19 protein-coding genes and 2 pseudogenes are annotated in these 21082 nt (G+C 31.1%); 19 read left to right on the plus strand and 2 right to left on the minus strand.

From position 1 onward, the window contains the following. Positions 1-114: 114 nt before the first annotated feature. The 9 genes and pseudogenes from G9F72_RS26285 (at position 115) to G9F72_RS26325 (ending at position 10404) form a co-directional block, all read left to right on the plus strand. Positions 115-4752 carry a hypothetical protein gene (locus G9F72_RS26285; protein WP_164959382.1) on the plus strand — a complete coding sequence of 1546 codons (4638 nt, stop codon included), beginning with the start codon at positions 115-117 and terminating at the stop codon, positions 4750-4752. Positions 4753-4777: 25 nt separating this feature from the next. Further along, positions 4778-6244: a metallophosphoesterase family protein gene (locus G9F72_RS26290; RefSeq protein WP_164959383.1), complete on the plus strand. Its 1467-nt coding sequence runs from the start codon at positions 4778-4780 to the stop codon at positions 6242-6244. 81 nt (positions 6245-6325) lie between these two features. Continuing rightward, positions 6326-6865, plus strand: a complete 540-nt coding sequence (locus tag G9F72_RS26295) for an AAA family ATPase (RefSeq protein ID WP_164959384.1) — start codon at positions 6326-6328, stop codon at positions 6863-6865. A gap of 36 nt (positions 6866-6901) precedes the next feature. Then, entirely contained in the window at positions 6902-7150 is a 249-nt protein-coding gene (locus tag G9F72_RS26300; protein ID WP_164959385.1) for a hypothetical protein, read from the plus strand. 894 nt (positions 7151-8044) lie between these two features. Next, on the plus strand, positions 8045-8584 hold the full coding sequence (locus tag G9F72_RS26305) for a sigma-70 family RNA polymerase sigma factor (RefSeq protein WP_164959386.1): 540 nt from the start codon (positions 8045-8047) through the stop codon (positions 8582-8584). Between the two features lie 164 nt (positions 8585-8748). Continuing rightward, entirely contained in the window at positions 8749-8973 is a 225-nt protein-coding gene (locus G9F72_RS26310) for a DUF1659 domain-containing protein (protein WP_164959387.1), read from the plus strand. Positions 8974-9044: 71 nt separating this feature from the next. Then, positions 9045-9281, plus strand: a complete 237-nt coding sequence (locus tag G9F72_RS26315; RefSeq protein WP_164959388.1) for a DUF2922 domain-containing protein — start codon at positions 9045-9047, stop codon at positions 9279-9281. 65 nt (positions 9282-9346) lie between these two features. Beyond that, positions 9347-9883: pseudogene (locus G9F72_RS26320) on the plus strand (N-acetylmuramoyl-L-alanine amidase family protein); the annotation flags it as partial. A 95-nt stretch (positions 9884-9978) separates the two neighbouring features. Continuing rightward, positions 9979-10404, plus strand: a complete 426-nt coding sequence (locus G9F72_RS26325; RefSeq protein WP_224676329.1) for a hypothetical protein — start codon at positions 9979-9981, stop codon at positions 10402-10404. A 398-nt stretch (positions 10405-10802) separates the two neighbouring features. On the opposite strand, the gene guaD is transcribed toward G9F72_RS26325, so the two are convergent. Further along, positions 10803-12080 (minus strand): guanine deaminase, encoded by a 1278-nt coding sequence (gene guaD / locus G9F72_RS26330; protein WP_164959391.1) that lies wholly within the window; start codon positions 12078-12080, stop codon positions 10803-10805. Positions 12081-12344: 264 nt separating this feature from the next. Between guaD and G9F72_RS26335 the strand changes: the two genes are divergently transcribed. The 7 genes and pseudogenes from G9F72_RS26335 to G9F72_RS26365 all read left to right on the plus strand — a co-directional run. After that, a complete protein-coding gene (locus G9F72_RS26335) occupies positions 12345-13865 on the plus strand; it encodes a 4Fe-4S dicluster domain-containing protein (RefSeq protein ID WP_164959392.1) in 1521 nt (506 codons plus the stop codon). 274 nt (positions 13866-14139) lie between these two features. Beyond that, entirely contained in the window at positions 14140-14574 is a 435-nt protein-coding gene (locus G9F72_RS26340; protein ID WP_164959393.1) for a MarR family transcriptional regulator, read from the plus strand. Between the two features lie 185 nt (positions 14575-14759). Beyond that, positions 14760-15314 (plus strand): nitroreductase family protein, encoded by a 555-nt coding sequence (locus tag G9F72_RS26345; protein ID WP_164959394.1) that lies wholly within the window; start codon positions 14760-14762, stop codon positions 15312-15314. A 32-nt stretch (positions 15315-15346) separates the two neighbouring features. Further along, positions 15347-16510, plus strand: a complete 1164-nt coding sequence (locus G9F72_RS26350; RefSeq protein WP_164959395.1) for an iron-containing alcohol dehydrogenase — start codon at positions 15347-15349, stop codon at positions 16508-16510. 107 nt (positions 16511-16617) lie between these two features. Continuing rightward, positions 16618-17271 carry an oxygen-insensitive NAD(P)H nitroreductase gene (gene nfsB, locus G9F72_RS26355; RefSeq protein WP_164959396.1) on the plus strand — a complete coding sequence of 218 codons (654 nt, stop codon included), beginning with the start codon at positions 16618-16620 and terminating at the stop codon, positions 17269-17271. A gap of 99 nt (positions 17272-17370) precedes the next feature. Beyond that, the gene (locus G9F72_RS26360; protein ID WP_164959378.1) at positions 17371-17577 is read left to right on the plus strand and encodes a hypothetical protein; all 207 of its coding nucleotides are present in this window, start codon (positions 17371-17373) and stop codon (positions 17575-17577) included. 14 nt (positions 17578-17591) lie between these two features. Beyond that, positions 17592-17747 (plus strand): annotated as a pseudogene (locus tag G9F72_RS26365) (ssDNA-binding protein); the annotation flags it as partial. Between the two features lie 287 nt (positions 17748-18034). On the opposite strand, the gene G9F72_RS26370 reads toward G9F72_RS26365, so the two are convergent. Beyond that, positions 18035-18412, minus strand: a complete 378-nt coding sequence (locus tag G9F72_RS26370) for a hypothetical protein (protein WP_164959398.1) — start codon at positions 18410-18412, stop codon at positions 18035-18037. A gap of 140 nt (positions 18413-18552) precedes the next feature. Between G9F72_RS26370 and G9F72_RS26375 the strand changes: the two genes are divergently transcribed. The 3 genes from G9F72_RS26375 to G9F72_RS26385 all read left to right on the plus strand — a co-directional run bounded on the left by G9F72_RS26375 (position 18553) and on the right by G9F72_RS26385 (position 20744). Beyond that, positions 18553-18744 (plus strand): hypothetical protein, encoded by a 192-nt coding sequence (locus tag G9F72_RS26375; protein ID WP_224676330.1) that lies wholly within the window; start codon positions 18553-18555, stop codon positions 18742-18744. Positions 18745-19049: 305 nt separating this feature from the next. After that, a complete protein-coding gene (locus G9F72_RS26380) occupies positions 19050-20531 on the plus strand; it encodes a ComEC/Rec2 family competence protein (protein WP_224676331.1) in 1482 nt (493 codons plus the stop codon). A gap of 12 nt (positions 20532-20543) precedes the next feature. After that, positions 20544-20744: a DUF3006 domain-containing protein gene (locus G9F72_RS26385; RefSeq protein ID WP_164959454.1), complete on the plus strand. Its 201-nt coding sequence runs from the start codon at positions 20544-20546 to the stop codon at positions 20742-20744. The last annotated feature ends 338 nt before the right edge of the window (positions 20745-21082 follow it).

Here is a 21082-nt window from a genome sequence, read left to right on the forward strand (position 1 = left end):
GTTTTAAAACCAGGAAAGACTACAACTTTGTAGGATTTCAAATAGACTATAAAACATATATAAGGAGCCAGTAAGCTTATAGTACGTACGAAAAAAAGAAGGAGGTAAATTAGTATGAGTTATGTTGAGAATGATATTACAAAAACAATCGAAAATCCATTCTATGAAGTTTTTAGAAGTGGAGATCGTCTGACACTTGGATTAAATAATAGAACATATTTAAGCTCAAAAGCTTGGGCAGCCTGGTTTGGTGTTTATCAAGATGCTTTACGTACCCAGTTGTTGAATGGTTCTAAATTTACAAATATAACTATAGATTTCACAAACTTTTTAGGCGCTGATCCTCTACCACTAATATCTTTGACTATGTCATTAAAAGAGTTTAGTGATTTAGGTGGTAAAATTGAATTTTCGATGTTTAAAAAAATGGATATAGGAGACAATGCTAAATGCAAATTAGCTAAGTCTATGCTTAAAAATGGATTTATAAATACTCTTTCGGATATTACAGATGAAATATACCTATTTTCTAAAAAATATGAGAAAGGTAGCACGATTCTCTTAAAAGGGTTAGATGCAGTTGATGAGCATCATTATATTGATATTATGCCTATTACAGTAATTGATACATTGGATATTAAAGATATTGAAGAGTGGATAGATGAGAGATTAATTGAATTCTACACTATTATAAGCAGTACGATTCCTGACTATGCGATTGAAGATATGATGACGCGTATTAAAATATTTTTGACTGAAACCGTTGAGAACATTGCCAGGCATGCATACCCTAATAAGGAAAAATATAAGTATGCTGGAATATATATTAGATTCAGGGAAGGGCTCAATATAAAAACAACTACAGAAAAGTCTTTTGAGCAAAGAGAGTATATTAAGAAACTACTAAAATTAGAAGAAGCAAACAATCCCAAACTTATAAAGGAATTGCTTGAGGAGAGAGCGGGAGCTATAGAAGTATTTATATTAGATTCAGGTATTGGAATTTCTGAATCACTAAGGGAGTATTTAGATTATGCTAACAAAAAATTTAAATATCCATTTGTAGAAGCCTTTCGTTTAGCATTTATAGAAGGGAAAAGAAGGATGGGAAGCCAAAAAAATAATTTTACTAATATGGGAGGACTATATCTAATTGGTGAACTTATGAGAGAAAATAAGGATTTTATATGGGGAAGGGATGATAATAACTGGGTGGGATCTTATTTTCCTGTTGATTTATCTTCCGCTACAACTATATATCAAAATAATTTGTCATATGAGCACTGCGGTAGTAAAATTAATGGATTGTCTTGGGTGTCTAGATTTACGTGGATTGAAGAAACTGAAAATATAAAGAAGTTTCAGTTTGAATGGAATAAGGCACCTAGTGAGCATCCAGTGTATAAGTTACTTCAGTCAGAAAGTACAGCATTTACTCAGGACGATGATATTTACTTTCAAGATTATAGATTCTCTGCTGATCAGAAATTTTACCAGGATTATAAAAGCAACAATACAAAAAACTCAATGTTTTTTATTTTTCCTAAGGAAAGGTGCAGTAAGAAAAATGTATGGAAAATGATACAAGATTATTCGGATATTATTGTAGAGGTAAACAATGCAACCCTTATAATTGTAGACATTCCAATATATGATATGGTTACTTATATAAATGCGCTTAACAATTCACAAATTTTCGATTACAGGAACCACTTCAGCAGAAAGTTTGATAAGATCATACTCGTTTCTCGAAGAATGGGAGTTTCGGTTCTCAAACTTGAGAAAGGGGATAAAAAATATACATATGAGTATAATCTTGAGTTTACAGAAGCATTATTTGAGACACAAGATGGAGAATTTTCAAGAACTGAGTTACATTTAGACGACATTATGTCATGGGTACGATGGCATGATTCACTGGTATTCTGGAATATAATAAAAAATAGCTATAATAAAGACCAGCTATTTATAAATGCAAAAGTAAAATGGGGAGATAATTTTTATGTTAAGGGATTTTTGAATTTTGCACAAACCATAACCATACCAATTTGTATGAATTTATATCGTATAAATTTAGAGCGGATAGCAGGTTTGTTTAATAGTAGAGAATGCAAATTTAATAACCTAGATTCACTTACAAGTAGAATTAGTTCTGAACTTAATTCTAAACTTTTACCGAAATTTGAAGAAAGTAACCTAGTGAACTTGGGAAGTGTATACGCTACAGGATATACTGAAAAAGACAAAGGGGAATCTGGAGATAGTAGTAACTTTAGTATAAGTATACACCTATTTCAACATGATGATTCAAAACATAAAGTAGCTCACTTATTTTTGTGGCCAAAGAAGGAATGGATAGATAGACATTTCAATAATAATAATAATGATTTTGAACGAATAGGTAAGACATATGCAATAACAGAGGTTAATGGCAAATACTTTAGTGAAAATAGAAAATCACTTTATTATGAAGGTGTTTATAGAAGGTCTTTACAAGAGAGTTATAAGGATTTTCAGAAAATTACTCCTCGGCTCGTCAGATACGGCCATTATGTAGATGAAGCTTATCATGATTTAATACAGTTTAATATAAGGGACGAATTTGACCAAAGTTTTAAGACAAAAGGTGAACTTGCTTCATTTGTATTAATAGAGATCTTTATTTCTTTAGGGGGAAAGGATATAAGTGATTTATCAGTAGCTGGACGCCAATGGTGGAAAATTATTGAGAAACAAATGGAAGTATTAAAGTATGAGGAGTCAGTACTACTTGTATATAATTCTAATCTTAATACTGATTTTGTAATGGAGAAAATTAGAATACTTCTTTCAGATGAGCTGAATAAAAAGATATTTGCATTTATACCTATCAATAAGCATCGTGATGGATCATCACTACTAATATCTCCTCTGTTATTTAATGATATAGAGACTAAAATAAAATTATTCAAGGATAAAAAAGAGAGGGCAACTATTGTTTTATTAAGCTCAGTAATTGTATCAGGACGCACTATTAATGAATTTAAGAATATACTTCTTGGGCTAGGAGCAGATGACATAAAAACACTAAGTATAATTGATAGACAACGTTTAATGTATTGTAATCAAAAGGATATTATGCACAAATCATATTGGAGAGTTGATTTGCCTAGATTAGGGTTTAAAGATGCATGTCCTTTGTGCAAAAGTTTAGAATTAGCAAAACTTTTTATAAATGAATTAATATCAAACTTGGCCAAAAAGAGAATAAATGAATGGATATATGCTTGGGGTGAAACACAGGACTTTGTAAATAGACAAGAACATGGAATTACTAAATCGAACGTAAATCTCGAGGATACCAAAAAATGGGATGTTGATATTAAAGACTCTATTGGACTAACATTATATGTTACTGAAATGCACAGTATGACTTCAAGAAATGATATTGCTATTGAACTATGTAAAAACGAGAAATTAACATCAGCTAATAAGATTGAATTGTTATGTAGTCAAATATTGCTATTTGGAAGAGAATATTCTAGAGCTATGCATATTCAAATATTAAAAGAGCTGTTTGAGGCTACAAATTTAGTATATGAAGCTGACAATTATTCCGCATTAGCTGCATTGGTTCTCATTAATCAAGAAGATTATTATATTGATAAGTTGATAGAAGAGTTGTGCAAGAACCCAGAATTTGACGAGGACTACATAATAAATGAAGACATGTGTATAGTTTTAGCATATTTCAACCAACGAGTAAACAACTTGAAAAAAATAAAAGAGTTTAAAAAATTAGAGAGATTAATTAAAGGAAGGAACGATATTAGAAGTTTATACAACTGCCTTCATTCAGAAATATATAGTGACCATGGTAGCATACATTCAAAACCGATTCCATTTTTAATTAATAATTCTATTGATAATTCTAACATACTTAAGAGCAAATTAGAGGACACTTTAAACAGTATTGACCAAATTATATATATCCTTAAATCCATTTCTAACTCATACTTTATAAAGGGAAAAGGTGAAAATGTTAAGAATATTAAAGAAGAAATTATTAAAGATTTGCAAAATTTATATTGTGAAATTGAGTGTATTATTATTGAGATGAAAGTAATGTCTATTAGTGATAGTGGGACGGAACTGTTGAAAAGGGTTAAAAAAACTATAAGTCCTGTTTTAGGACTATTGATGGAGATTCATGAACTTTTATTTTGCAAAGTAGGTAAAAATGATTTTGCTTGCCAAAAATACTCACCTTTAAATAATAAAATTGACAGTATAATAGATGGCCTACCACAAACAGAAGAGTATTGGTTAAATTCATATAGAAATAAAGGTTTGTGCCATCCTGCAAAAGTATATATTATAAAAAACGTTGGCTACATTAGTGCTACATTTCCAAATTCGCCTAAAAATGAAATTTGGTTCTGCTGGGATGCTATAATAGAGGAGGAATTTAAATTTTTACTTAATAATATTATTTATTCTGAAATACCTATAGCTAATCCGTTTACAGATGAGGAATATGATGAAACTGCTGATATGTGGGTGAATTATGAGTTTAACAAAGATAATCTTACTGTATCTTTAGCAAATTCCACATGTTTAAAAGCAGAAGAGATAATGAATCGGGTCAATAGAAATAAAAGATTTCAACAAGAGCACATTGAAAATATCGGTGGAAAAATTACATATAATCAAAGAAACATTAAGAAACAAAATATAATAATTGTAAAGATAATGATTCCTTATTTACTTTAATATGTAGTGCTTGGAGGAAGAAAATATGAAAAAATTTAAATTGTTGATTATTGATGATGAGGTTAAAACTAGAAAAAGTAGTTATAAAAAAATCCTTGATAATAATTTTGATATATCTTTTATAGAAAGTTATATGGTCGCAGATGAGCTATGTGAAAAGATAAATGATTTTCATGCAGTGGTTTTGGACGTATATTACGATAAGAACTGGAACGATCTAAGGTTGATAGACATAATTAAAGGTATCCAAGGAAGAAAACCAATTATTTTAGTAAGTAGCAAATGGATGGAAGCTGATGTCGATCTCATGAGATTATTAAATGATATAAAAAATAATGGTAATATAATACATTTTTTTTCTTGGTCTGAATTTGATGAGGAAGCTGGTTCAGATGAGATGGAAGAGAAATCAAAAATGCTAAGCTATAAGATTAATAGAGAAATATCAATTTTTTATAAGCGATTTATGGATAAATTAGAAGAAGATAAAACAATAAGACTTTTGCATATCTCAGACTTACAGTTTGGTGATATTGGTACAGAAGAGTCAGGTTACTTGGATTCAAACAAAATAGCCAAATACCTAAAGAGATTAAAAATAGTTCCAGAAATCTTAGTTATATCTGGGGATATAGCATATAGCGGAAAACCGTCAGAATATAATATGGCTTATCTTTGGATAGTAGATTTATGTAAAAAACTTTGGGGAGACATTGACTATAAGGATAGGATTGTTTTAGTTCCTGGAAATCATGATTTTAATGTGCAATTTTGTGCATTGAACAAATATAAATATGATTTTAAAGAAAAGAAATTTATTGATATTAAGGATGGAGATAAAGAAGAATACTACGATGGATTTGGATTGACACCATTCCGAGACTTTGCATATAGATTAACAAGGGATACTAGATGGATAACATGTGAAAACAACTTATATATTATAAATGAAATATTTGTAAATTGGGGTATAAGATTTATTCATTTGAATACGGTGTTTAGCATAACAGAAAAGGAACCCAATAAGGTTAATATAGATATGCAGGCTTTAAAAAGGCTTAGTGATGAACTTGATCCTGAAAAAAATAATAATGAAATATTTAATATTATGGTAGCACATAACAGTCCAGGTAATATTGGATATGGAGCAGATGAATCAAGTAATGAATGGAGATGTGTCAGGGAGTTTATAGAAGATGTACATGCTAATTTATTTATGTATGGTCATTTTCACAGAAGTAAAATAACTTTATTAAATGATGATGGTGAATTTTCTAAGAAGTTAATTACTTCACTTGCTTCGACATTAACCCTTAACCAGACTTTAAGGCAGCCAGATCAGCGTCGTGGATTTAATGTGATTGAGTTAATAAGAGAAAAGGATGTTGTAAAAAAGGTTGAAGGTAAAATTTTTGAATTTAATGATACTAAAATTGAATTTGTTAACGAAAGCAAGATGGAAGAGTATATATGGGATGGAATAATTTACTAGGAGTTGTGGAATTAAAGGTTACTAATTGCAGTAAGTATTACTATGAATCTAGAAGCGTGAAAAGATAGGAGGGTTTGATATATGAATAACAATAGGATAATTTGCATAATAGGAAAAAGTGGAAGTGGAAAAACAACAGTAGTTAAAGAATTGGAGAGACAGGGATTTAATATAATACATTCTTACACGACTAGACCAATGAGAGAAGATAATGAATGGGGTCATACATTCGTTGACGCTCCGTTCTGTTTTGATGATAATTATCAATTAAATATTAATGTTATAGCTTATACATTTTTTAATAATTATCATTATTGGGCTGGAAGAGAGCAAATAAAAGATGCAAGTATTTATGTTATTGATCCTAAAGGAGTCGAATATCTAAGAGAACGAGTTAAGGATATACCTATTGAAACTGTGTATTTTAAATGCTGTGAGAGGATATTAGTGGAAAGGATGTGCTCAAGAGGTGACAGCCAACAGAACATAGAGCAGAGGATATCACACGATAGATTAGCATTTAAGGATTATGAGATTATTTCAGATAACATTGTAAATTGTGAGCGGGATCTAAAGGATGTTATTGAGGAGGTTAAATTTATAATTGATAAAACCTCATAAAAAAAAGATGGTATAGGCATTAAAAGTGTTGTGTCTATGAGACCCAAAGATTGTGAATTAAGAAGGACAGTCCAGAAGCAGTCATTGGATATTGTGTCTTTAAGAGAAAAAATAAGTCCCGTAGTGAAGAGTAGTTTAGGAATAGATGCCTGTTCTAATGAAATTGGCTGTCGTCCAGAAATTTTTGCACAAGCATTCAGATTTTTAAGTAGCAAACAAAAGTTGTCCACTTCGTTTCCAACATTTATAACGACCTCAGAGGAAGAACTAATTTTTACCAAATGATAAGATTTAATATTGATATATATTTGTTTTACTAATGATATTTATCAGAGTAGTTAAGTACTTGTAGGTGGATATTATTTAAGATTTAGATTTTACATTAATAATAAAAATAACAAAACTGCACTTGGGGGGGAACCCGGTGCAGTTTTGTATTTAATTAATTCACTATTTAAGAGGACTGAAAATTAAATTATAGACTATTTGGGTGATTCAATTCAGTGCCGTGTTTATATTTTTAAAACTTGCTTAAAAAATCCGCTTAATTCGATTTTACCTAGAGCTAAGTAAAACCCTTATATTTCATTAGTAAGCTCAGACAATGCATGGTAAAGTGTGAGCAACAAATACTCATTAAAGATTGAGGGGTGGGAGAATATTAATGATAGAGTTTACTTACCTATTTATGGAAGACAAAGAGTTTTAATGAGAAAATTTGCGGGACAGTGTGGACAGTAGCTTATAGGTTGTCCCATAACCTTGTCCTACCACTCAAGCCGTTATGAAATAAAGGTTTGGAGATGATTTGGGACAGTTAGGACAAGAATTGTATATAGAGGTATATGAATTAGAGAGAATAGTAAGGACAGGTGTGCCTAATACGCATACCCGCGTAAGAGAATCTTGTCCTCATTGTCCCAAAGATCTATTAAAACCTAGTAAATAAGCCATTTGTACCTGGGACAAGGGGACAAGAGGCAAAATAAAAGTATTGATCAGGTAGCCCAGTTAAATGTAGTTAAGATAAAGATTAAAAAATCACAGAGTAATGGGAGGATTTTATGGAAAAAAGAGAACTAAATTTTACTTAAATTAAGGCCTTTTGATGCTTAATTAACCATGGATAAATGCGAGGGATGCATAGAGCTTTTATAATATAAAAAGGCGGTGTATATCATGGAAAAATTAGTTGAAAAGGCGAAAACTAAAGAAGAAAGCGCTACAGAAGAAATAATGGAAAAATTTAAATATCTAATATTCAAGGAGGCCTCCAGATATCACATTCCAAGTTATGATTTTGAAGACCTAGTTCAACACGGGTATCTTTCAGTTTTGAAAGCAATAGCCATGTACAAGCTAGGCAGCAACAGCTTTAACGGTTATTGCGTAAATTCCATAAAAATGAACTTTAGAGCCCTTTTAAAAGGACAAATAAAGCATTTTAGAGAGACGCCAAACAGTGAAATGTTAGATTTTGATACAATCGGAGATTATGAATTCACCTTAGAAGATGAGGTAATAGCATACGAGGAGGTTAAAAAACTATATGTAGCTCTTGATAAGCTGAATCCCACAGAGCGTGAGATTGTGGAGAAATATTATATTTTGGACCAGTCCCTAGGTGAAATAGCCTGTGATAGTGATAAAAGCTACCATCAATTTGCACTAATGAAGAAAAAAGCTTTAAAGAAACTGAGAACACTTATGTCCCCTTAGGGTAACTGTGACTTGGGAAAAACAGTAAATCATAAAGAGAATTATAGATTGAATATAGAAAAATTAATAGCACTTATATAAAACTATATATTTAAAAAAACTTCGCAAAAAACTTTCATAGGGCATATATATTCAATGAAAACAAAATGAAAGGGGGAATTAACATGGCAGTTAAATCAACAAAGGTAGCCAGTGCGCTAAAACTTACTATGATAGTAGGCGTTGACACAAAAGGCAAAGATAAATTTGCAACAAAGAGGCTCAGCAATTTAAAAGTTGCTGCATTAGATGCAGATATTTTTGCCGTAGGACAAGCTATTTCTAATATCAAAGCTTATCCATTATTCGGACTAGACAGAGAAGATCAGTACAGCTTAGTTAATGAGTAGTTGTTAGTTGAAAATTGAAAGCAGAGAATTCAAAGCCCATGAGTCAAATAATTAAAAGGAGGTAACGTGATATGCATAAATTAGCTATGAGATTTTTAACATCTACAGAAGGTAAGTATTTTACTTTAACGGTAGATGACATTAAATCAGATGAAGATGGAGTTCCAACTGTTACAGAAGCTGAAGTAAATGCTCTTATGGATTTAGTAATTGCGAAAAATATTTTTGCATCAGCTAATGGTAATTTAATTGGCAAGAAAGATGCTAAGATAGTTACTACTGATACTAGTATAGTTGAAGTAGCTTAGGGAAGATAGTGCCTGCGAGGGCACTATTTTTCTGCTTAAAAATTTAAATAAGGAGGATTAGAGTAATGGTTAGATTATGTTTTGATTATGGACATGGAGGAGAAGATAGTGGGGCAGTATACAGTGGAAGGAAAGAATCCAATGATGTCTTAAGCTTAGGCAGAGCTATAGCTTCAGATATTAGAAGGCATGGAATTGCTGTAGATGAAACAAGAACTTGCGATATGACAGTAAGCCTTAGAGATAGAAGTGATTTTGAAAATAGAAGCACATATGATTATTTTATATCTTTTCATAGAAATGCGTATCTGCCTGAAAAAGCTAAAGGAGTTGAAACTTACACTTACTTAAATCCAGGTGCAAAGTCTAAAGGGTTAGCAAAAGGGATACAAGCTTCACTTGTTGCTATGGGTTTTGTTGATAGAGGAGTAAAGGCGGCTAATTTTCATGTGCTAAGAGAAACCAAGGCCTCAGCGGTACTAGTTGAGGTTGGGTTTATTGATAATAGTAATGATAATAACATTTTTGATAGTAAAAGAAGTGAGATTATTAAAGCATTAGCTAAAGCTATACTTGCAGAATTAGGTGTAAGCTATATTGAGCCTTGTCATGTGCTCTAAATATTGTGTGGATTGTAAGTTTTTCTTATAATCTAATTGGTTTGTCTACAATTTTTATTTTTACTTTTTTAATTATCATGGTTTTGGTTACAAAACAAATTGGAAAAATTCAGTCTCAAAAACGTTGGTTGCTCCCTCTTACTTTTGGTTTATATTCAGGATGGCTTTTTATAGCAACTGTTGTAAATATATCTGCTTGGCTAGTAAAGATTGAATGGGGTAGATTTGGTATTGCGGCTGAAATTTGGAGTGTAGCTATTCTTCTTGTTGCAGTAGTTTTGACAGCGTTGGTAGTATTAAACATTAAAAATGCTATATTTCCAATTCCTATTGCATGGGCCTATTTCGGAATCTATAATGCTCAATTAACTACAAATGGTAACACTATATTGCTACAGAGCGTTTCATTAATTGGAATAGTTCTCTTAGTTGAAGTATCAGCAATTCAATTTTACAAAAATCATTATCATATTATTTCAGTTGTTTCAGTAAAAAATGTTTAATTTGAAGTAGCAAGTGACTCCAGTATGTGCTCACTAGGAACCCTAGGTAAATGAATTTTTTGATAAATATATTTGGAAATTATAATTTCAGGTTGAAAAATAGAAACTAAAACTTTGTTGTAGCTAGTATCATAGTAATTTTAATTTGTAATATACAAAATATTAAAACATCAGATAATTTCTGATGTTTTTTTGTGTAAATATAATTCTAAATAATCCTAATCCATAAAAAGAAGTGTATTTGGATATCAAAAAAATCATTATTTAAAAATAATAAAAATGAGGCATTAGAACAACTCGGGGGACGTAACAATACCCTGGGGATGAAGCCTCTCCTAAAAATTCAGTATAGATATCTTACCCCATGCTAGAGAAATTCTGAATATATAATGTAGATGCTAAAAGATAGGTTCCTCAATTAATTTACCACAAACATACCTATGAAGAATATGCCTATCATCTCCTACATAAATGAACCTTTCTAATCTTTCCTCTAAGGTATAATTAAGAAAATTTAATTCTGAATCATCAATGATAAGGGCATCGAAATCATAGTCTTTTTCAAAGCTACCAACTTTACCGAAGAAACTGCCACCACCTTTTGTAGCTATATAGAAAGCTTCAGAGTTTGTAAGAAAGTCAATTTCCTTATTAGAATTAGACCAAAAGAGCTTCGAAACCTGAATTGCATATACCATGGTTTTAAAAATAGAACAAGTGTGGCCTCCACTTATATCAGAACCTAAACCAAGATGGATATTATTATTAATAAACTTTCTGATGGGAAGCATACCACTACCTACATTTAAATTAGAAGTTGGGCAATGAACGGCTACTACATTATTGTTTTTCATTAATTCTATTTCTTCTTCAGAAGAAAAACTGCAATGTGCCATTAAAGTTGGGGTTTGACCAAATAGCTTAAAATCATTATAAACCTGGCCATAATAGTTTGACTTTGGATGCAACTGTTTTACCCATTCAATTTCACTTTTATTTTCTGATAAGTGAGATTGTATAGGCACAGTATATTTATCACATAAGGCGCCTAAACCTTTAAGTAACTCACTGCTGCAGGTTGGTACAAAACGAGGAGTTACTATTGGTTTTACTAAGGAAGATTTATTTCTATAGGAGATAAGGATTTCTTCTGTGTCTCGCAGTGAATTTTCTAAGGTTTCGCAAAGAGACTCCGGACAGTTTAAATCCATGTTTACCTTACCAACAAAAGCTCCTAGACCAGACTTTATAAAAAGGTCCATTAAGTTCATGGAGGCAACTTTATGTACCGTAGCAAATACAGCTATTCTAGTTGTGCCTTGCTTCCATATTTCCTTTATAAAATGTTGATATACTTTTTTGCTATAATTTAAATCTTTAAATTTTCCTTCTTCAGGAAAGGTATAGTCATTAAGCCAAGGCAATAATTCTTTATCCATTGCAATACCAATATTCTTGAATTGTGGAGCATGACAATGAAGGTCATTCATACCAGGGATAATTAACTTATCACCATAGTCAATTATTTCAGAATCTGTATGTTCTATAGGTAATTCTTTATAAACATTTTGAACCTTTCCTTTAATTACAACTATATAACCCTGCTTTATAACTGTGAAACTTTCAGGTGTTTTTGTAAATAAAATATTTCCTTTATATATTTTAACTGAATTCATTGAGTTTTTCCTCCTTATTTATATAGTATAATATTCTTATATTATACTATATATATTTTGTACTTCAATTTGTCAAAAAAAATTAGAACAAAAATTGAAAATTCATTTCCAATTTTTGAAAGGTGATTTTCTTTTATTGTCATCTTTAAAGCAGGAAAGTATTCGTTTAGAAACAAAATTGACTAAATTGTTACTATATGATAGTCTAACGAAGAATATATATATTTTGAGTTTTATAAATATTAAAACATAAAAGGAGTTACAATGAAATACGAATATAAAACACTTGCTGATATTAGACACAAAGTTTTTACGGCCGTAAGTAAGATGGCTTTTGAAGACAATTTAAAACAAATAGAGAATATCCCATATGAGATCATTCCTGGAGATGTGGGGAAGTATAGAGAAAGTACATTTCTAGAAAGAGCAATAGTTAGTGAGCGAATCCGCTTGGCAATGGGACTAAATTTAAGACCAAGTGATAAACCAAGAGCAATTACGGAGGGGTTAGAGGGGGCAACAAAACCTTCAAAATATTATGAACCACCACTTGTAAATATTATAAAATTTGCTTGCGATTCTTGTCCAACAAATAGCTATGAAGTTACAAATATGTGTCGTGGCTGCCTTGCACACCCTTGTGTAGAAGTTTGTCCTAAAGACGCAGTTAGTATGGTTAAAGGGAAAAGTGTTATTGACCAGGAAAAATGTATAAAGTGTGGTTTATGTGCTAAAGTGTGTCCGTATTCAGCAATAATAAAACATGGGCGGCCCTGTGCCATGGCATGCGGAGTGGATGCAATATATTCGGATGAAGATGGAAGAGCATCAATAGATTATGATAAATGCGTTAGCTGTGGAATGTGTTTGGTAAATTGTCCTTTTGGAGCAATATCTGATAAAAGCCAAATATTTCAACTGATTCAGGCAATCAATCAAAAGAAAGAAGTAGTTGCAATTGTAGCACCATCCTATGTAGGGCAGTTTGGTAGAAATGTTGGATTTAATGATTTTAAAAGAGCAATGATTACACTTGGATTTAAAGATGTTGCTGAAGTTGCAATAGGTGCAGATATTTGTACAATTGCTGAGGCAAAAGATTTTATAGAAAATGTACCTGAAAAACTTTCCTTTATGGGTACTTCATGCTGCCCTTCATGGTCTGTTATGGCTAAAAATTTATATCCGCAGTATGCTGAAAATGTTTCAATGACTTTGACTCCAATGGTTTTTGCTGCTCGACTTGTGAGAGAAAAATATAAAGATGCAATGATTGTTTTTGTTGGGCCATGTAGCGCAAAAAAATTAGAAGCTTCCAGAAAAAGCGTAAAAAGTGAAGTAGATTTTGTAATTACATATGAGGAGTTATCTGGAATGCTTACAGCCAAAGAGGTAGAAATAATTGGTACAGATATGAGCTTGAGTAATGAAGCAACTGGTTCAGGAAGAGGCTTTGCGGTTGCAGGTGGAGTGGCTAAGGCTGTAGCTGATTTGATAAAAAAAGAACAGCCAGGGAGAGAAGTTAAGATTAAAGCTGCTAATGGACTGAGAGAATGTAGGGAGATGCTTAATGATGCTGTAAAAGGAAAGTACGATGGATATCTCCTTGAAGGAATGGGGTGTCCAGGTGGATGTGTTGCTGGAGCTGGGTGTATTGCCAAACCTAACATATCCGGTGCTCAGGTTAAACAATCGGCTAAAAATTCTGAGCTGAAGATTTCAGATGAGTCTAAATATGCTGATAAAATTTACTTGTTAGATGAAAAAAATTCAGAGGAAAAATAGAACATATTATTATTTATCTATTTATATTTGAGTCATTAGCAAGTAAAAATGCCTTCGCTACTCTAGAGGTCACTGAAAAGCTATATAAAAAATCGTCATCGAATTAAAGATGGCGATTTTTTTGTATAAAAGACTAAAAGGTTATCAGGTGATAAGGATCATTTACACTACAGAGTATTTGATATTTAAAATGAAAAAGTAATTGACAATACTCGATACTTATGTTAAAGTAAATTTACAAACAAGTCCATACGCGAACGAATGAGGTGAGGAGATGCAAGATAAGTGTATTATTAGAAAGATTAATGATATTTGTAATATTTCTGATAAATATATTATAAAAAGAATAAATGAAGAAAGATTGCCAATTTTAAGAAATCATGTTCCATTATTCTATATTCTTTCAGGAGATGGAACACCATTGCTTTTTAACGAAATAGCAAAAATTTGGAAAATTTCAAAATCCTCTTTATCAGATATTATCTTAAAGTATGAGAATCAAGGATTAATTAAAAAGTGTAGTTGTTCTGAAGATAAAAGGAGTGTATACATAAGTTTAACTCCTGAAGCTAATATTATTAAGAAAAAACTATATGAAATTGAAGATGAATTTTTAAATTTATTACAAAAGAATTTTGATAAAAATCAATGGAATACTTTTGAAAATGACATAGAAAAAGCTTTAAGCAATCTTGAAAGAATGCTGTAAAAGCTTTTTTCAAGATTGAATAGTTCGTACACGTACGTAAGAATTTATAATATATAGCATAAAAGATATTATTAAAATAAACGAAACCTTAAGAGTTATAAGAGTAAATGAATGTTTGTAAAAAAGTAATTTAAAAAAATAAGTTATGTATAAAAAAATCTAATATTAATAAGGAGCATAAACATATGGAAAACCAAGTACTTAAAGCAATAGAAAATAGAAGAAGCACAAGAAAGTATACAGACAAGCAAATAGGTGAGGAGGAATTGCAAAAAATACTAGCGGCCGGAATACAAGCACCTACTGCAAATAATTCACAACCATGGCATTTTACAGTAATACAAAATAAAGAAATGATTAAACATATAAGTGATAAGTCAAAAGAAGTGATGCGTCAAAGTGATGATAAAGACATAGTAAATATTGGAGAAAACGCTGTAAATATATTTTATGATGCACCTACTCTAATAATAGTTTCAGGTAAAGAAGATGTTAGTTCATCTTTAGTCGATTGCTCAGCAGCCATAGAAAATATGTTAATAGCTAGTGAAAGTATGGGTCTTGGAACAGTATGGGTAGGCCTTGTTAAATTTTTCTTTTCACTTAGTGATGAAGTTAAAAAATTAGGACTGCCTAATGGATATAAACCGTTTTATGCTGTAGCCGTAGGACATAAAGCGAATAATAGTATTTTAGGACCATCAAAGAGAAATAAAAATGTTATAAATTACATCAGATAAAAAAGCTAATTTAAAATAAAGGGGATTATGAAATGTTAAATTTTGATTATTCAATACAGACAGAAATATTTTTTGGAAAAGATAAAATAAATCACCTTGCAGAAAACGTAAAGAAGTATGGTTCTAAAGTTTTGCTTGTTTACGGAGGTGGTAGCATAAAGAAAAGTGGATTATATGGTAAAATTACAGACATTTTTAACAAAAATGAAATAAAATTTTTCGAGTTATCAGGTGTAGAGCCTAACCCAAGAATATCAAGCGTAAAAAAAGGGATTGAAATATGCAGAGAAAATAAAGTAGATATTATACTTGCTGTAGGTGGAGGAAGTGTAATTGACTGCTCAAAGGTAATAGCAGCTGGCTATTATTATGATGGTGATGCATGGGACATTGTACTTGATCCAAGAAAAATAAATAAAGTTCTTCCCATTGCAACTATACTAACATTATCTGCTACAGGTTCTGAAATGGATGCAGGAGCAGTAATTACAAATCTAGAAACTAGTGAAAAATTAGCCACTGGTAATAAATATATGGCACCTAAGTTTTCAATATTAGACCCTACTTATACATTTTCAGTACCTGCAAATCAAACAGCAGCAGGTACAGCTGATATAATGAGTCATATTTTTGAAGTATACTTTAGTAATACAAAAGGAGCTTATCTTCAAAATAGAATGGCAGAAGCACTTCTTAAAACTTGTATAAATTATGGTGAAAAAGCTATTGCTGATCCTGAAAATTATGAAGCAAGGGCAAACTTAATGTGGACCTCAAGTCTTGCTATAAATGGCCTGTTAAGTTATGGAAAAGAAACAGAGTGGAGTGTTCATGGAATGGAGCATGAGTTAAGTGCATTCTATGATATTACTCATGGAGTTGGTCTTGCAATTTTAACACCACATTGGATGGAGTATTCACTAAATGATAATACAGTAAACAAGTTTGTTGAATATGGAGTTAATGTTTGGGGACTTGATGCTAGTGGTAACAAATATGAAATAGCTCATAATGCTATTAAAAAGACAAGAGAGCACTTTGTATCATTAGGAATACCTTCCACCTTAAGAGAAGTTGGAATTAAGGAAGAAAAACTAGAAGAAATGGCAAAACAAGCTACTGTACGTGGGAAACTTGGAAGCTTCAAACCTTTAGATGCACAGGATGTACTAAATATATATAAAGCTGCTTTCTAAAAAATACTAAATTATTTATAATTGGTAAGCTTGTTAATGTTCCAAAGTAAGTAAGTTGTTGTACAAAGGCTATAAAAAAGATATAGAAATAAGAGGAGGAAAAGAATATGAACTTAATTGAAATTTTAAACACACGTTATTCTGTAAAGGAGTTTGATTCTACAAAGAAAATTTCTGATGAGGATTTAATTAAAATCAAGGCTCTTTTAAGACTTAGTGCATCTAGTGTTAATGGTCAACCATGGCACTTTGTAATTGCAAATACAGATGAAGGTAAAAAACAAATTAGTAAAAGCACTCAAGGCTTTTTTAATTTTAATGAAGCTAAAGTATTAGGCGCAGATCAGGTTGTTGTATTTTGTTCAAGAACTGATATGGATGAAGAATATTTACTTCATGTATTAGAAAAAGAGGATGCTGATGGTCGTTTTAATGATAAAGTATTTAAAGATAACCAACATATGGGACGTTCAAAATTTGTAAATATACATCGTGATGATGAGAAAGATTTACAACATTGGATGGAAAAACAGGTATATTTAAACATTGGTAATCTTTTACTAGGTGTTGCGACTCTTGGCATTGATGCCGTACCAATGGAAGGGTTTGATGCGAAAGTTTTAGATGAAGAGTTAGGTTTACGTAAAAACGGATATACAGCAATTGCTATAGTTGGATTAGGTTATCGCAGTGATAATGATTTTAACGCTGAATTACCTAAATCTAGATTAAAAGATGATGAAATCATTACTATCATCTAATAGATAAAAAATTTACATTGTCTATACCATGGGAAGCATCGCAAAGTGCCAGTAACCATTACTCGTTAAACTATAGTTTTAAGCTTAACGGGTATTTTTTTGCTCTTACCATCTTTATTACCTCTAAAGTATTTTTATTTAATTTATTGTAAAAATAAAAGGGGAGGAACACTGGCAAGGCTTTCAAAAGATGGTAAGCAAGAACAAGTGAAAGCACTTATAAAAAGTTTTGGTGTTACAAAGCTCACAGAGATTCCAAAAGAAAAGTATGGTGAGCTTTTGAATGGAACAAATTCTATAAATTAGAGGAGGATGTATTCATGAAAGTAATTACTGGAAACGTGAGATTTAGTTATGCAAATGTGTGGGAACCAAAGAGTATTAATGGTAGTGAACCTAAATATTCCGTTAGTATTATAATTCCAAAAACAGATGTGGAAACTCTAAAAAAAATAAATGCAGCAATTGCCTCCGCCTAAAGCTATACTTGCTGAAGTAGGTGTAAGGTATATTTAAACTTTAGTACCAGAAACAGCAGTGCATGTATAAAGGCATACATAAGAAAAATTTTTAAATATGCCTATTTGCATGGATTGTCTCGCATAGAATTTAAAATGTTTTTATGTTCATAAAGCAAATAATAATTAGCCCATGAAATAACATATATTTTAGCAAACAAAATAGCAGCAGTTATAACTTCTTCTATTTATTTTTATATTAATTCATTCGCTTTATAAGAAAATTGAGAACTAAATATTAAAATTTAATCCGTATATCCATAGCCTATTAATTTATTAGTATCCATTCCTAAATACACACCCATACTACTTTGTATTCCACCTTTTGTTTGGAAATCTATAAGATATACTTCTTTACCAATATAAGAAATATTATTAATCCTCCCCATACTTTCATGTAAGGTTATTTTAGAAAGTTTACTATCCTTCCAAGTTTCCAATAGCCTCTCCTTATCTTTTGAGGTTAGTTGATTATATGCCACTTCTCTAATGTCTTGTTCCTTCACAGTTGTACTTATTGGTTCTTTATTAGTTATGATATTTACTTCCTTTGGGCTTGAACAAGCAGTAAATAACCCCAAAGAAAGAACTGATGAAATAATAAGTATATTTACCTTTTTCATAATACACCTCTCTTTATTATATTAGACGGTCTAAATTACAATTTAGTTTCACTTAAATATGAATTATATCTATATTATTTTAAACGCAACCTAAACTTTATATGCCATACTTTTAATTTATTGTATTGTAATTCCTCAAGATGTTATCTGGTATTGGATTTTTGGGTATGCTAACCGCAACTATAGCTACATTCTTTCTAAAAGGAAATAATAGTAGGAGCTATAAAAATCAAACAATTGAAGATATTAAAGCGAGATTAGATAATTTTGATGAATTAAATATAGAAGACATAAATAATATCCATAATGTACTTATAGCGCTAAAAAAATAGAAAATATATCAATTTATTAGTTATACTCAAACATTAATTGAATAACTTGTGTAATTAATTTATGGAGCAGATAGTTTTGCTCTATTTTTATGTACTTAAACATAGGTGTACATTTGAAATTGGAAAGAATTACATACATCGCTTTAAAGGTATTTAATAAAGTATGTCAAAAGTGTAAATAATATCAGCTCTTAAGCTCGCTAAAATTATTGGCACAGGAGCCGTTTTATATGTAATAGGAATAATTGATATATATTTATATCGTTTATTATAAAATATTAGAATTTAATAGGGGGAGTACAAAGTTGAAATTAAGTCATAATAAAATTTTTAGGAGTAAGTGGTTTCAAGTAGTTGTTTATATATTTTTAGTTATTGTAATTGAAACTATTTATGCAAAAGCTGCGGGATGGTTTGTTGTTGCAAGTAGTATAGGATTAGTAACATATCAATTTTTCATAAACGAGAAATTTAAACGACGTAAGGTAATATTGAAAATTGGTGTAGGTATTATGCTCTTTATGATGTTTATTGTAGGCATAGCTATGTCAAATCCTCTAACAATGGATGAGCAAAAGGTACTAGCTGCACAACAAGCAGCTGCAAAACTAGAAACAAAACAGGCTAGTGAACAAGCTACCTTAGATGAGAAAAAAGCAGAAGAAGCTAAAACAGCTAAGGAAGATGCCAAGAAAAAAGAGGTTGCTGTAGTTAAACCTACAGAAGTAATTGCGCCGAGTTCAGTAAAAGGTTTACTTAAGATTCATTTTATAGATGTGGGACAAGCTAATTCTATTTTAATTGAACAAGGTAATGCTTCTATGCTTATAGACGCAGGCAATAACCCAGATTCAGCTCTTGTTAAAAATTATATATCACAGCAAGGAATTACAAAACTTGATTATGTTGTGGGAGCTCACCCACATGAGGATCATATAGGTGGGTTAGACTATGTTATCAATTCTTTTGAAATAGGAAAAATCTACATGCCCAAAGCTACATCCAATACTAAAGCTTTTCAAGATGTAGTAAATGCCATTAAATCAAAGGGAATGAAAGCTACAGTACCTAAAGTTGGAGAAAGTTTTAAAATAGGAGAGGCCACTGCAACAATTTTAGCTCCTAATAGTAGTAGCTATGAAGATATAAATAATACTTCAATTGTAATTAGATTAACTTTTGGTAACAATAGTTTTATGCTTGACGGAGATGCAGAAGATGTATCTGAAAATGAAATGTTATCCAAGGGTCTTAATGTGAAAGCTGATTTATGGAAATTAGGACATCACGGAAGTTCATCATCTACTACTCAAAATATGTTGGATAAGGTAAACCCTAAGTATGCTATTATAAGCGTTGGAAAAGGGAACACCTACGGACATCCAACTCAGAGTACTATGAATAAACTTAAAGCTAAGAATATATCAGTTTTTAGAACTGATGAAAATGGAACTATAGTATTAACTTCTGATGGTAGGAATATAACCTTCAATACTAAACTCGGTAGTTATGATTATGCAGGAACCAGTTCAAATAATAACGTGAATTCGGGGAGTAGTACCGCTAAATCTACTTCGGCACCAACAGTAGTACCTGTACCAGTAAAAGTACAAGCTCCATCAAATAATAGCAGAATTGTATTTCATACTCCTACAGGGAAATCCTATCACTATAGTAAAAGCTGTAGTACATTATCAAGAAGTAAGACTATTTTAAGTGGAACGTTAGGCGAAGCACTAAGTTCTTCACATAACTACCCTTGTAATATATGTGCAGGAGGTAATTAAGGGAATGTAACAATTGATAGATTTGAAGGCGAATTTGCAGTCTGTGAAAAAGAAAACAGACAAATGATAGATATAGAAAAATCAAAACTCCCCGAAATAGCTAAAGAGGGAGATATTCTAAATATAGAAAATGACATAATAACTATAGATTTTGAGGCAACTAAAAAAAGGTCAAAAGAAATAGAAAAACTTACTGAGGATTTTTGGAATTAATTTTAAGGGATAGTGATAGAGTTTATTTTCCTTTAAGGAGAAAATTGTAAGTATATCTCTAAATACATTTACAAAAAAAGGAAATTAAAGTTATAATATGTAGAAATTAGTTAAACCAAGGGGGACTCAATTTGATACAAAAGAAACATCGAAAAATTATATCAATATTAACAAGTATCATAATAACAGGAAGCTTACTAACCGGTTGTTCAAGTTCTCAGCCAGTATCTAAAAATATTACGTTAACCGCTAAACAACAAACTCAACAGAAGATAGATGCAGACATTAGTTCGTCGGTAGTCTCCTCACTAGGGTGACAGTCATTTGTAAAAAAAATG

Origin of the sequence: Clostridium estertheticum (assembly GCF_011065935.2) — a bacterium.
Classification (GTDB): Bacteria; Bacillota; Clostridia; order Clostridiales; family Clostridiaceae; genus Clostridium_AD; species Clostridium_AD estertheticum_A.